Origin of the sequence: Anaeroplasma sp., assembly GCF_034179385.1 — a bacterium.
Taxonomy (GTDB): Bacteria; Bacillota_I; Bacilli_A; order Acholeplasmatales; family Anaeroplasmataceae; genus Anaeroplasma.
In genome coordinates, this window is sequence record NZ_JAXFPY010000095.1 from 1 (window position 1) to 13,629 (window position 13,629).

Genomic DNA, 13,629 nt, shown 5'->3' on the forward strand with positions numbered 1-13,629 from the left:
CCCAACAATATTATACCTTAAAAACGGCTCCGGGTTCGATTCCCCGAGCGTTTTTTTGTCTTACAACAGCAAAAAAAGGGCTGTATGCCCTAAAAATCTAGTGTTTTTCAAAACCTAGGTTTTTTTACAGCCCCTTTTTAATTTTGTCTCAAGTTTTTGGAGGCATTACATTCATAGTATAAAAAATAATAACATCTTGGAAAAACTAAAATTAATTTAGGTGTTAAGAAGCTGTTAAGATTTTTTTAAAAAGAGGACAATATATTTTTTATTATATATAATTAAACTTGGGTGATTGTCGTTGAAAAAAGAATTATTAATTGAAATGAGAAAATCATTAATTTCTGTATTACCTATATATGCTTTGGTGATGTTGTTATTGATTTTTAGAATAATTGAATTTACAGGATATGAAATATTATCTTTTTCTTTAGCAACTATTATTGTTATTATTGGAATAGGATTATTTAATTATGGTTCTGAACATGCGATGACGCCAATTGGGAAAAATGTGGGTAAAGGATTGACTAAGCAAGGTAAAGTTATTGTTTTATTATTAGTGGTTTTTATGTTTGGTCTTCTTATTACTATTGCTGAACCTGATTTGACTGTTCTAGCCTCTCAAACAAAATCTATTTTCAATAATGTATTATTGATTGCATCTGTCGGATTATCTGTTGGTTTTTTCTTGGTTGTTGCTATACTTAAGATTATAAAAAAGATCAATTTAATAAGAATATTAAGCTTATTATATATGTTGGCATTTTCAATAGTGGCTCTTTTAGCGTTCCAAGGAAAAGAATCACTTGTTGCTTTAGCTTTTGATTCAGGTGGTGTTACAACAGGTCCAATGACAGTTCCATTTTTAATGGCTTTAGGTGCAGGTGTCGCTAATATATTAGCTCAAAAAAGTGAAAAAGATGCATCCTTTGGATTTGTTGCTTTTTCATCTATAGGACCAGTTCTTATAGTATTAATTCTTGCTTTATTTTCAAGAAAAGAAATGGTTTATGAACTAAATGATTATGCTATATCTGATAATTTCTTTTTATCATATTTAAAATGCTTTGTAGAAAAATTAAAAGATGTTGGTATTTCAATAGGATTATTATTTTTGTGTTTTATAGTAGTTGATAGAATTTTATTACATTCCTCTAAAAAGCAAATTGTTTTATTGGTTAAAGGATTAATAATAGCTTATTTAGGTTTAGTATTATTTTTGTCTGCTGTAGATAATACTTATATGTCTATAGGATACAAGATTGGAAATTTATTATCTAACACGAATACATTTGTACTTATACTAATTGCATTTGTTATTGGTGCATTAACTGTTTTAGCAGAACCAGCAATTAAAATATTAGTTTTACAGGTCGAAGAGATGACGAATGGATTAATAAAAAAGAGAAGCATGTTAATAACTTTAGCTATAGGTGTAGGTATTGCTATTTCATTAGCAATGATTAGAATTGCATTTAAAATATCCATATTATATATCATTATTCCTGGATATATATTATGCTTTATTTTGGCATTTTTTGTTCCTAAAATATATACTGCAATTGCTTTTGATGCTGGCGGTGTTGCTTCTGGCCCATTAACATCAAGTTTTATTTTACCTATTGCTATTGGTGTATGTAATAATTTAAATGGCAGTGAATCCATCCTAAATTATGGGTTTGGTGTTGTAGCATTAGTGGCTTTAAGTCCATTACTATCTATAGAAATATTAGGTGCTTTATCTGTATTTAAAGAAAAAAGAAGAATTAAAAAGGCTGTAAAGCAAGTATTGCTAGAAGATGATAAGAAAATAATAAGGTTCGGTGGCAATTATGAAATCTAAGAAAAACTTAATTAAAATATTTTTAATGATTATTACATTGCCAAAGGGGAAAAAAGAGATTATTGGTGATGTGCTAGAAAGATACCATGTCGTAGGGTTCGCATCTACATTAGCCAAAGGGACTATAGATAAATCATTTACGAAAGATGTAATGTTTTGCGTTGTTAGAGAGGATCAAGTTAAGGATGCAATCCTTAATTTAGAAGATAGATTTAAAAGCTTTAGAAGTAATGCTTGTATGGTATATACTATTCCAATCGATTCAATAATTGGAGTATCAAATTACATTGCATTAACATCAGGAGGTGTGAAATAATGGATATTAAATTGTTTAATATTGTTGCCATCGTAAATGAAGGCTTTTCAGAGTCTGTAATGGATGTAGCAAAAGAAAATGGGGCACGTGGTGGAACAATTATTCCGGCAAATTCGAGTGTATCGCCTGATGCGATGAAGCTATATGGTATCGGAATCCACCCAGAAAAAGAAATAATATTGATATTAGTTCATAAGGATATTGTGGATATTATTTTGAAAAAGCTGTATGATAAGCTTGGTTCAGAAAGTGAAGCTATGGGTATTTTCTTTACTTTACCCGTTATCCACGCATCTGAAAATTTATTAAAGCAATATATAAAAACTGGTGAAACTAATGAAGGATAAAAAAATTAAAATGTTTACTTTTTCTTGGAAAGACACATTGTTAAGTTTAATTCTATTAATGATTCCTTTTGGATTATGTTATTTGATTCAAATTTATATTGAGGATTCAGCTGTTTATAGCTCATTACTTTTTTTGTTTTCTGTGTTTTTAATTTCAAGATTTACAAATGGATATTTATATGGAATTGTATCTTCAATTATTGCATCTTTTATAGTTAATTACGCTTTTACTATTCCTTATTTTGAGTTATCATTTTCAATTCCTGCTTATATTCTTACTTTCTTTGTAATGCTCGCTATAGCGCTTTTAACTTCGGTTTTGACTACTAGGATAATGGAAGAAGAAAGTATTAAAATAGAGGCAGAAAAGGAAAGAATGAGAGGGAATTTTTTACAATCTGTTTCTCATGATTTTAGGACACCATTAACATCTATTTTAGGTAATAGTACAAATTTAGCTAAAAACGAAAAATTGAGCGAAAATGATAGGAAAGCAATAATTGCTATAAAGGAAGAAACGGAAAATCTATTAGGTATGGTTGAGAATGTATTATCTATATCTAAAATAAATACGAACTTAAAATTATCTATGCATGAAGAATTAGTAGAAGAATTGTTTGAAGAAGCAGTTCATAGGTTTAAAAATAGATATATGGATGCTAAAGTGTTCGCACAGGTTCCAGATAAAATATTATTCGTTAATGTTGATTCTAAACTTTTTGGGCAAATATTAAACAATTTATTAGAAAATGCTTATATACATGGCAAATCGGATGTACCAATCCTATTATATGCTGAATATGATAAATCTTTTGTATATATAAAGGTAAAAGACTTTGGTCCTGGTATTACGGATGATGTTGATAGGTATTTAAATCAATCCTTATTTGTTAGTGATGATTACGATTATTTATATAAAGGGATTGGATTGTCTGTTAGTAATACAATTGCTAAATTACATGGAGGAATAATACAAGCTTCGAATAATCCCGATGTAGGAGCTACTTTTACAATTAAAATACCGGTGGTGAAAAGTGTTGAAAAATAATATTTTAATTATTGAAGATGATAAAAGCATAAATGATTTAATTAGTTCTTTATTGAAAGATGAATATACTGTTTATCAAGCTTTTACGGCAAAAGAAGGATTATCCTTAGTATCTTCTAACACGATAGATGTTATTATTTTAGATTTAGGCTTACCCGATCTTGATGGAATAGATGTTATTATAAAAATAAGAAAATCTATGACAACGCCGATTATTGTTGTTTCTGCTAGAAGTTTTGAAAGTGATATTGTAAAAGCTCTTGATTTGGGAGCAGATGATTATTTAATAAAACCATTTAGGAATAATGAATTGAAATCTAGAGTTAAAATAGCTATTAGACATAGTATTTCAAACAATATTATTAATTCTGATATGACGTTTAAGTATATGAATTTTAAAATTGATTACGATAAGGCTTTAGTATATGTAAATAATAATTTGATTCCTATTACTTCAAATGAATATAGAATTTTAGCAATTCTAACTAAGAATGCTGGTAAAGTTTTGACATATGATTATATATTAAAAGCAATTTGGGGGCCTAATGCTGGTGAATCAAATTCCTCTTTGAGGGTGCATATGGCAAACATTAGAAGAAAAATAGAAGTAAATCCTGCAGATCCACAATTTATTATTACACATGTAGGAATAGGGTATAGTTTTAACTTGTAAATTAAAAGCATTTTTTTAAAGTTTAGTTGTCAAGATAATAATTGACATCCATTAAGAAGGAGAAGCTAAGCTTTTTATAAAAAGTTTTGATAAATAGCTTAACCAAAAAAGTTATTATACGTACCACTCATTTCTAAGCGTTCATTGTTTGATTATTATAATTACTGAAATATGGAAAGCAGGACTTCTCACTCACCCTGCTTTTTCTTTTACTCATAATATGATAAAATTAGCATAAATAATGTAAAACAGCGTTATAGGTTATCCAAAAAATAGAAAAAAATCAAAAAATGGATAGGTTATAATTGATTTTGCATTCAAAAATTCCACTATTTTGAGAAAAGTGGAAAAAAGGAATTGATGTTTTTCACACTTCGGCCTAGAAAAAACAAGGGGAATCGAAAATAAAAAAGGCTCGTTAGCCTTTCCTAAAATTATATTGTTTTTGCTGTTAAAGTTAAACCAAGTGGTTTCATTATTTTAATTAATGTCTCAACTTTTGGTTTTACAGCACAAGATTCAATTCTTGCAACAGAAGAATGCGGAAGTCCACAAATATCGGCCAATTCTCTTTGAGAAATACCTAATTCATTACGTTTTTCGATAATACTGCTAATAATATTGGCTAATACTTCAATTTCTTCAATATCTTCTTTAGTTGTAGTGTTTAATTCTTTAGCATCCTTTTTGAAATCTTCCCATGTTCTCATAATTATTTTCCTCCATTTCGAATTTTATAATCATTACATTCTTTATGTGCTTTTTCTATTTCTGATTTTGGTGTCTTTTGTGTCTTTTTTCTAAACATATGTAGAAGAACAAATGTATTGTTTTCAAAATAGAAATATAAAACTCTATTAAATCCTGGTCTTAATTCCCATATTTCATCTTCTAAATGCTTTGTAATATTAGGTGACATCTTAGTGCCTTGATTTTTTAGTAATTCAATATATAGAGTTATTTGCTTAAACTGTATTCTAGCATCTTTACTGCTATCCGCTTTTTTAGCAAGTTTCATTAATTCATCATTTAGTTCTGAAAAACCATCTTTATCTTCATAAAATACAATATTGTACATTTACATACCTCATTATTTCAATATTATGATAGCACCAATGCGTTCAAAAGTCAATATATGTTTTATCTATATGTTTAATGTTTACAGATTACATTTTTTGCTTTGATGTAATTTCGTGTTATTATACTTTATACATGATAAAAAGAATATAAATAATGAAATAGAAGAGAATCATTAACATATTTTTGGCAACTCGAGCACGGGTTGCTTTTACATAACGTTTATTATTATTGATATAACAAATATTTTTGTTTATAATAATAAGCGTAAAGAAAGGTGATTTACATGAAAACGAAAAAGGCAATAGTACTTCCAAAGACGGAACAAATATTAAAGCAATTAGGTGAACAAATTAGGCTTGCAAGATTAAGAAGAGATTTATCAGTTAATCTTGTTTGTGAAAGAGCATATATTTCTAGAACAACACTATGGAAGGTTGAAAACGGAGATTCAAGCGTTGCTATAGGGATTTATGCTGCTGTTTTACATGCTTTAGATAATATGGATAAGGATTTGCTTTTAGTTGCTAAAGATGATGAGATTGGAAAAACTCTACAAGATTTAAAAATTGATGTAAGAAAACGTGCTTCAAGGAGTGTTAAATAATGGAAGAGAAAGTTGTATATCTTTATTTAAGCTTGCACTGCTACACTTCCATCCTGTTGGGTAAATGAATTATATACCACATCCAAAGATTTTAATGTAACAGACCAGAAGTTGATTCTAGTGTGAAGCTTGCAATAGAAGAAGAAAAGAAAAAATCGTTATAGAGAATTATTCTTATGAGCTTACTTTAGATGAGTTAGATAGTTATACAGAAAACTATTCTTCTATGGTGAGCATTTGTAAGGATTATAAATCAAGTGATGAAGGTTCATCTTGTCATTATTCAAAACTAATCTTTTCTTATTATAGCCTTTTGTTTTGGTAACAAAGCGTAAAATATGCTAAAATATATTTATATATTATTTGGTGGTGGTTCTATGAAAAAGTATGCGGTTATTATTCATAATGACAAATTAAAATACATCTATAAAAAAAATTTGAATAGTAAGGAAGCAGTTATTGAGCTTTTAAATAAAAGATTATATGATAAAGCATTTATATATGATTCTGGTGCATCCTATATAGTAGAGGAATATGGAGATGTATTAGAAAAGCTTGCCATAGCTGCAGGCTTTAGCATCGATTCTGCAAAAGGATATCCCTATGTTATAGATAGTGATGTAATATATGAGGATAATAAAGTATTATTATGGGATAAGAGAGATATTCGTAATAACATTATGGGTGCTTTAAATCCGGCATATATTCACGGTGCGGTTGCCTTATTAAAGGAAGGAAAGCTAGAATTTAATGAGATTATATTTAAGGAATTATTAGAGGGCTCTTTAAGAAATATAGATCGTATAATGGAAATTAAGGATTTATGGCTTTCCTTCATGAGCGATTTATCCTTATATGTAGATTATGATTTTGAAAGAAATAGGGATACCTATACATTCTATGATGTATATAATTTCCTTTTTGAAAAGAAAATGGATCTATTGGATCGTATAAAATATGTCATTTATTTAATAGAGGAATACATAAAGGATAAGGATAAGCCATTATATGCTAGATATGTTCCTGATGACGTAAAGAAAAGAATATTATCGATTCTATATGATAAAAAAGAACCTAATGAAATGGATAAAAGAATATTTATTCAATTTATGAATGATTTAGCAGATAAGGATAATCCTTATGGCTTATGGGTAAAATGCTATTCCCATTATGGGGGTAATTCCTATGTTCCTGAGAATTATAAAATATCAGAGGAGTGCTTACTTAAGCTTATCGATATCGAATATAATGATAATTATCCAAATACACTAGGATATATTTATTATTACGGAAGAGTAAATAATGGTATACCAGAATATGATAAGGCATATAAATATTATTCCTTAGCTGCATTATCTGGTAATGTTGAGGCTAGATATAAGATTGGGGATATGTATAGGAATGGATATTATTTAAAAAAGAATGAACAAATAGCGAAATCTATCTATGATAGCCTATATTATGATGCATTAAAGGAATTCCACAAAGATCCAAAAACATCATCCTTAGCGGATGTTTCCTTGCGTCTTGCAGGATTCTTTGACAATGAAGAGGAATATAAGGTAGGCTATATGCTATATTTACAGGCTTTACTTGCGATAAATATTAGAAAAGGTAGCTTCGATAGTGGTGTAAGAAGAAAAATAATAAAATCGATAAAGGAATTCTATAATAAATATAAGGATAAAATAGAATCTATTTCCTTAGATGAGATATTAGATGGCTATTATGATTATAAGGTGTCTTATAAAAAAGGAATATTACATATTTATTTTGAAGAAAAAGCATGCTTTTTCGATTACAAGAATTGCTATGCAGAATATACAGATCATGTAGAGTTAAAGATTATAGGCTCTGTATTAAATAAGCTTAATGAAAAGGAGCCTGTTTCCTCTATTACAAAAAAGAATAATGTATATACATTCCTAGATGAATATGGAAATTCTATAGGAAGAATAAAAATTGAAGACTATAAGATGCTTCAAAATTATATGTTTATGAATAATATGAATGATGATGCAACATATAAAATTGCTGTATGCCAATATGAAAAGGGGCTTGGAAGAAAATATCATTTCTTGTATGAGGGAGATGAAAATATAGATAAGGAATGGATAATCACCGAAACAAATCAAAGGGTATATCCTATTGAATTTGTTGAGCTTAAGGGATATGAGCTTCCTTGTGATATTGAATATATGAAGCATATTCGTTAATATATTGAAGTTTAAAATTGTTTTGTTTATAATGATTAGGAAATGGAGGAATATATATGGATTTAATTCAAAGCTTTTCTGTTGATCATACACGTATAGTCCCAGGTATATTCTTAAGTAGAGTAGATACCTTAGGTGAATTTAAGGTTACAACCTACGATATTAGGCTAAAAAAACCAAATAGAGAGCCTGTAATCGATGTTGCAGCAATGCATTCCTTAGAGCATATTATTGCGACGTATTTAAGAAATGATAAAACGTGGAAGGATGAGGTTATCTACTGGGGTCCAATGGGCTGCCTTACTGGTTTTTATCTGATTTTAAAAGGGAATCGTAATCCCAAGGAATTATATGATTTAATTCTTAATGCATTCAAATCTGTAGAGGAATGCGCTATAGTTCCAGGCCAAACAGAGGAAAACTGTGGACATTATTTAATGCATAATCTAAATATGGCAAAATGGTATGCTAAAGAATTTAAGGAATATTTAGAGAAGAATAAGGATAATGAAGATATTTATGAATATCCTAAGGCAAAAAGATTAGTAATAGAGGAAGGAAAGCATTTCTTTGATTCATAGGAATAAGCAGGGTTACCTGCTTTTTTCTTTGTCTGAAAACTCCTTAAAATGCTAATTTTTGATTGTGTATTTGATTTTTATATTAAATGTAGTTATAATAATGTTGTAATAATTGATTTATTATGACAAAAATATAACAAGGAGGCATAATTATGAATATTATTGAATTGATCGATAAATACGTTAATAAATATAATATTGGTACGCCTATTTATAGTAAAGATATTTGTGAATATGTTATGGGATTATATTATACAAATGTAAATGTTATAAATGAATATATTCATAGATATGAAGAGAAACATGATGATTTTATAAGATATCGAAAAGGAATTTATTATAGAGCTGTGAAAACTCCTTTTGGGTTTTCTAATATTGATTATAATAAACTGATTCATGATTTATATTTATGTAACATTGATCAAGTATATGGATATATCAGTGGACCAACATTAGCTAATAAAATTGGATTAACAACACAAATAGCAAAAGAAGAATATATTGTTACGAATAACAATAGGGTTGTTAGTGATATAGATAATATTAAATTAATTAAACCTCCTGTTGTTGTAACAAGGGATAACTATAAGATATTACAAGTGTTAGATCTTTTATTAAATAAATATGATGTTTATTATGATTGTGAGAATCCAAATAAAGTAATATATAATTATATAATTGATAATGATATTAATTTTGAAGGATTATTGTATTATTCCAAATACTATAATAAAAGTGTTTTGTTTAAATTACAGGAGGTTTGTTGTTTATGATGAAGCTTCATTTGGATAAATATGCATTTGATACTGTCATTTCAAATATATAAAAAAGATCAAATATCAGAAGCGATATATTAGGAAAAGACTATTATGTCACTTTAATATTTAATGAATAGGTAAAAGATTAGTTATAGAGGAAGGAAAGCACTTCTTTGAGTCATAGGGATAAGCAGGGTTTCCTGCTTTTTCTTTTACTTATATAAGGGCACTTTCCCCATACTTTTTGGGAACAAATCAAAAGTCAATCCTATGAAACACAAAAATAAATAAAATGTACTTTCTTTTGAAAGAAAACTGTGTTATAATTCGTTTTATCTAATATTTAAGCCCTAAAAATAAAATATTTGCGTGATTTTACGAAAAATTTTAGTAAATTTTTAAAAAATGTTTTAATTTGTTGCAATTTTGGGTTATAATATTAGTGAAGAAATACAATTTCAAAAGGGGGGATTACATATGGGACTTTTTGATCGATTCAAAAAGAAAAAAGAAGTTCAAGAGGAAGAAGCACCACAGGTTGAAGAATATGTATATGTTGAAGGTTGCCAATCTTATGTAACAGACCAAGGATTTTTAGTTATAATTCCTGAGGTAAAACCACCATTTCAGATTTTAATTATAGATAATGGTGAGCATAAGCAAATATTAGTTGAGAATATGAATAATCACAAAAATATTGATTTTGGTGATATTAAGACATCATATAATACAGTTGAGGATGGAGTTTTCGCATTTAGCCTACTTCCAGAGGAGGCTAGAAGACAAAAGATGGAGTTTAATCGTCGTGTAACAGATAGAGAGCATCCACCTATTGCAGGTACCTATGATGTTTCAAATCAATTGAGGGGATAAGCTAGGTTTTCCTGGCTTTTTTCTTTTTATTTCATATTTTTTAAAAATATGATACAATAAATTAGATTTATACGATTGGATGTGATGATATGCCTAAAAATGAGGTTGCCTTAAGGCAAAATGAGAAAGTAGAAAAGGAACCTGGTAAACTTACCCTTGAGGAATATCAAAAGAAGTATTCAAAGCCAGTGAATGAGAAGGTTGCAAAAACATTTTTATTTGTTTTTGCGGCAGCCATTGGTATTATTATCTTCTTTTGCTTATTCTTAATCGTATTAAGATTATTCGAACTTCATCAGATTGCAGGATATGTAGGTATTGGTGTTGCCGTATTAATCTTTATGTTTGTATATATTGTACCTTTAGTTAAGATTCATGAGGCTAAGCCATTTATTACAAATGTAGATTCAAGAAATGCGAAGGAAGCAAAGAAATATAATAAAGCGCTAAGAGAATCTATTGCAGATAAGATGATTGATTTAAAGGCTAAGACTACAGGAGTTATTTGGTATAGTGAGGCAAATGTAGGAAAGCTTGCGATTGCACGTCAAACCCATGATGATAAGGGGTTAAAGGATGCCTTAACAGAGGTTTATGAAACAGATGTTAAAACTGCTGCGAATAAGATGATTAGAGATCATGCAGTAAAGGTTGGCATTACTACTGCATTATCTCAAAACGAGAAGGTTGATACATTATTTGTTGTTACATACAATTTGAAATTAATTAAGGATTTAATTTTTCTATATGGTTTTCGCCCATCGGACACTCAGCTTATGAAGTGCTACCAGGCTGTAATTGCAGATGCTTTAGTTGCATATGGACTAGGCAATGCGACTGGTGCTATCGCAACTGGAGTTGTAAAAAAGATGGGAAATGTCGTAGATAAGGTTCCTGTTTTAGGCTCTGTGGTTTCTACGGTAATTGATTCTGTTACACAAGGCATGGTGAATGCCTCCCTAACCGTTTTAATTGGCTTTCAGACCAAGAAATATTTAATGAAGGAATATCATTTACAGGATATATTAGATACTGTTGTTCTTCCTACGGAAGAAGAGGAGGAGGAAGAGGCATCTATGTTAATGGATTCCATTAAGCAGGATATTACCTATACCGCAAAGAAGGGTAAGCCTCAAACCGCTTAGGAACAGGATATTTATCCTGTTTCTTTTAAAAAGGAGCGTGATTTTATGGATAGTGAATTCAATCTTGCCTTTTTAAGGGTTAAAGATATTTTATATGATCTTGCAGGGCAAAATGATTTATTATTCTTAGATTTAGAATATGATGAATGGAATTTAATGCTTAAGAAAAGAAGTGAAAAAATAAGAGAAATCTTTCAATCATATGTAGATACTATTCTATTCATTAATACTACATTAGATAAGAATGATCCTATTCTTTATGATGTTGCATATAAAAGTATTGCAAAGTTTAAGGAAGAGGAAATTCATGATTCTGGCTTTATTATTCCGATTATGGAAAAGCTTATTGCGTATTACGAAAAGCAAGGTAATCGTCATAGATTATTATTCCTATATTTGAATTATGGCTATGAATGTATGGAATATTATCTAAGAATGGGTAATTTTAGCTATAAGGAAAAGGTTAGAGATTCCTTTTTGAAGATTTTAAAATTAAAGGAGCATTATCAAGAATTAACGAATGCTGAAAAAGCCAGATTCTTTATTGCATATTACAATTTGACAAGTGCACTACCCGATGTAGTAGAGGAATATCAAAAGGATATTGTTTATTTTTTTCAGGATTTTTTGGATTTTTGTTTTAAGGATTCTATTAAAATACATATAGAAGAAAATGAAGATGCTATAGATGAAATCTATTATGTTGTTGAAGCCTTCTTCTATGGCTTTGCTCGATATTTAGATAAGAATGCCCTATATCGAGATGAATATTTTCATCTAGTGGAAAGAACTCTAAATTCATTTAAGGATTTAAAGAAAGATACCTTGCGTATTGGACAGATCATTTTAGATTATTATAAGAAATATGATATTGATGCATTATTCTTGAAATTAGAGGAAATGAATAATGAATATTTAAATAAGAATTTAGCCTTTGATGGAACGGAGGATTCTATATTAGAGTTTTGTAATTGGATGGATATTAATTCATCCCTAAAGGAGATTATAAAATATTTAAATATAGATAAAAAAGAAAAAAAGGCGTATGTAAAGATGCTTACTGAGCCTATATTAAAATATATATCCTTGATGAATTACAAGGATTATACATCCTATATTGATGATATCTCATCGGATTTATTTTATAGTATGCTGCCTTATATGGATGGTATAGATGAAAAGCTTGATTTAATCCAAAGATTAATTATAAGAAGACAGCCAATTACTTATATTCATTCTCTTATGGTAAAAAGAATTAGTGAAGAAATCACTATGAAAATACTAAGGGATTGCCCAAGCCTATTAAAGCCTTTAGAGAATGCAGGAATTCGTGGGGCAGATCTATTAGACTATATAGGCTGTTCTGCTATGCTTCATGATTTAGGGAAGTGCCTAACCGTCGGTGTAATTAATTGCCAGGGTAGAAGGCTTACAGAGGATGAATTTGAATGCATAAAGCTACACCCAAAAAGAGCGTTAGTGTTCTTGAAGGATGATTCTGATTTTAATCCATATATCGATATTATGATTGGACATCATAAATTTTATGATGGAAGTGGTGGATACCCTATAGATTTTGATAATACAAAATCCAAATATAGGATTGCTATAGATATTATATCTATTGCAGATTCTATCGATGCTGCAACCGATATTTTAGGAAGAAACTATACGATGGGTAAGGATTTTAATACATTACTTATGGAATTAAAGGAATCGATGGGTAAAAGATATAATCCAGATATTGTATCCTTAATCCTAGAGGATGATGAATTAAAGGATAGACTTACCGATTTAGTTACAGAAGGTAGAGAAAAGGTATATTTTATGGCATATAAGGAAATTAAGGAAAGCTAGGTGTTAGATATGTGGCCATTTAAGAAAAAAGTAAAAAAGGAAATTAATTCAAAATATAAAAAGGAAGAATTCGTTAGATTTATGTTCCATGGTGAAATGACTTATGGATACATTTGGGAAATCAAGGAGAATGAGGATGGCTCCATCATTTATGATATTCAGGTGGGTGCACAGTGTCCTTGGGTTGCAGAAAACATCCCAGAAGAGATTGTAAAGCCTCATAAAATCCATCATTATACTACCTTTGATGATGAGGAGAACTAGGAGTGTTTTTCACTCCTTTTTCAT

At 29.1% G+C, this 13,629-nt stretch carries 15 protein-coding genes; 13 read left to right on the forward strand and 2 right to left on the reverse strand.

The genetic code is table 11. The annotated features are described in order from the left end of the window. Positions 1–301: 301 nt before the first annotated feature. The 5 genes from SPJ17_RS06220 to SPJ17_RS06240 are packed head-to-tail and all read left to right on the forward strand — an operon-like array spanning position 302 to position 4,227. Positions 302–1,843 (forward strand): DUF1538 domain-containing protein, encoded by a 1,542-nt coding sequence (locus SPJ17_RS06220; RefSeq protein WP_321093680.1) that lies wholly within the window; start codon positions 302–304, stop codon positions 1,841–1,843. Beyond that, positions 1,833–2,159 (forward strand): hypothetical protein, encoded by a 327-nt coding sequence (locus SPJ17_RS06225; RefSeq protein WP_321093683.1) that lies wholly within the window; start codon positions 1,833–1,835, stop codon positions 2,157–2,159. The genes SPJ17_RS06220 and SPJ17_RS06225 overlap by 11 nt, the downstream gene beginning before the upstream one ends. Further along, on the forward strand, positions 2,159–2,506 hold the full coding sequence (locus SPJ17_RS06230; protein ID WP_321093685.1) for a hypothetical protein: 348 nt from the start codon (positions 2,159–2,161) through the stop codon (positions 2,504–2,506). The genes SPJ17_RS06225 and SPJ17_RS06230 overlap by 1 nt, the downstream gene beginning before the upstream one ends. Then, a complete protein-coding gene (locus SPJ17_RS06235) occupies positions 2,496–3,554 on the forward strand; it encodes a DUF4118 domain-containing protein (protein ID WP_321093688.1) in 1,059 nt (352 codons plus the stop codon). Before SPJ17_RS06230 ends, SPJ17_RS06235 begins: the two co-directional genes overlap by 11 nt. Next, positions 3,544–4,227, forward strand: coding sequence for a response regulator transcription factor (locus tag SPJ17_RS06240; RefSeq protein WP_321093691.1), 684 nt, complete (start codon positions 3,544–3,546; stop codon positions 4,225–4,227). The genes SPJ17_RS06235 and SPJ17_RS06240 overlap by 11 nt, the downstream gene beginning before the upstream one ends. 434 nt (positions 4,228–4,661) lie before the next feature. On the opposite strand, the gene SPJ17_RS06245 is transcribed toward SPJ17_RS06240, so the two are convergent. Together SPJ17_RS06245 and SPJ17_RS06250 are read right to left on the reverse strand one after the other, a co-directional pair. Continuing rightward, entirely contained in the window at positions 4,662–4,937 is a 276-nt protein-coding gene (locus SPJ17_RS06245) for a helix-turn-helix domain-containing protein (protein WP_321093694.1), read from the reverse strand. 2 nt (positions 4,938–4,939) lie between these two features. Then, positions 4,940–5,305, reverse strand: coding sequence for a type II toxin-antitoxin system RelE/ParE family toxin (locus SPJ17_RS06250; protein ID WP_321093697.1), 366 nt, complete (start codon positions 5,303–5,305; stop codon positions 4,940–4,942). Between the two features lie 285 nt (positions 5,306–5,590). On the opposite strand from SPJ17_RS06250, the gene SPJ17_RS06255 reads away from it, so the two are divergent. The 8 genes from SPJ17_RS06255 (at position 5,591) to SPJ17_RS06290 (ending at position 13,605) form a co-directional block, all read left to right on the forward strand. Further along, entirely contained in the window at positions 5,591–5,911 is a 321-nt protein-coding gene (locus tag SPJ17_RS06255) for a helix-turn-helix transcriptional regulator (protein ID WP_321093699.1), read from the forward strand. A gap of 377 nt (positions 5,912–6,288) precedes the next feature. Then, entirely contained in the window at positions 6,289–8,127 is a 1,839-nt protein-coding gene (locus SPJ17_RS06260; RefSeq protein WP_321093702.1) for a hypothetical protein, read from the forward strand. A gap of 56 nt (positions 8,128–8,183) precedes the next feature. Beyond that, the gene (locus SPJ17_RS06265) at positions 8,184–8,708 is read left to right on the forward strand and encodes an S-ribosylhomocysteine lyase (protein WP_321093705.1); all 525 of its coding nucleotides are present in this window, start codon (positions 8,184–8,186) and stop codon (positions 8,706–8,708) included. Between the two features lie 152 nt (positions 8,709–8,860). Continuing rightward, on the forward strand, positions 8,861–9,481 hold the full coding sequence (locus SPJ17_RS06270) for a hypothetical protein (protein WP_321093708.1): 621 nt from the start codon (positions 8,861–8,863) through the stop codon (positions 9,479–9,481). A 462-nt stretch (positions 9,482–9,943) separates the two neighbouring features. After that, a complete protein-coding gene (locus SPJ17_RS06275; RefSeq protein WP_321093710.1) occupies positions 9,944–10,339 on the forward strand; it encodes a hypothetical protein in 396 nt (131 codons plus the stop codon). Between the two features lie 89 nt (positions 10,340–10,428). Continuing rightward, positions 10,429–11,484: a DUF697 domain-containing protein gene (locus tag SPJ17_RS06280; RefSeq protein ID WP_321093713.1), complete on the forward strand. Its 1,056-nt coding sequence runs from the start codon at positions 10,429–10,431 to the stop codon at positions 11,482–11,484. 45 nt (positions 11,485–11,529) lie between these two features. Beyond that, positions 11,530–13,341, forward strand: coding sequence for an HD domain-containing protein (locus SPJ17_RS06285; RefSeq protein WP_321093715.1), 1,812 nt, complete (start codon positions 11,530–11,532; stop codon positions 13,339–13,341). Between the two features lie 9 nt (positions 13,342–13,350). Next, positions 13,351–13,605 (forward strand): hypothetical protein, encoded by a 255-nt coding sequence (locus SPJ17_RS06290; RefSeq protein WP_321093717.1) that lies wholly within the window; start codon positions 13,351–13,353, stop codon positions 13,603–13,605. Positions 13,606–13,629: the final 24 nt, after the last annotated feature.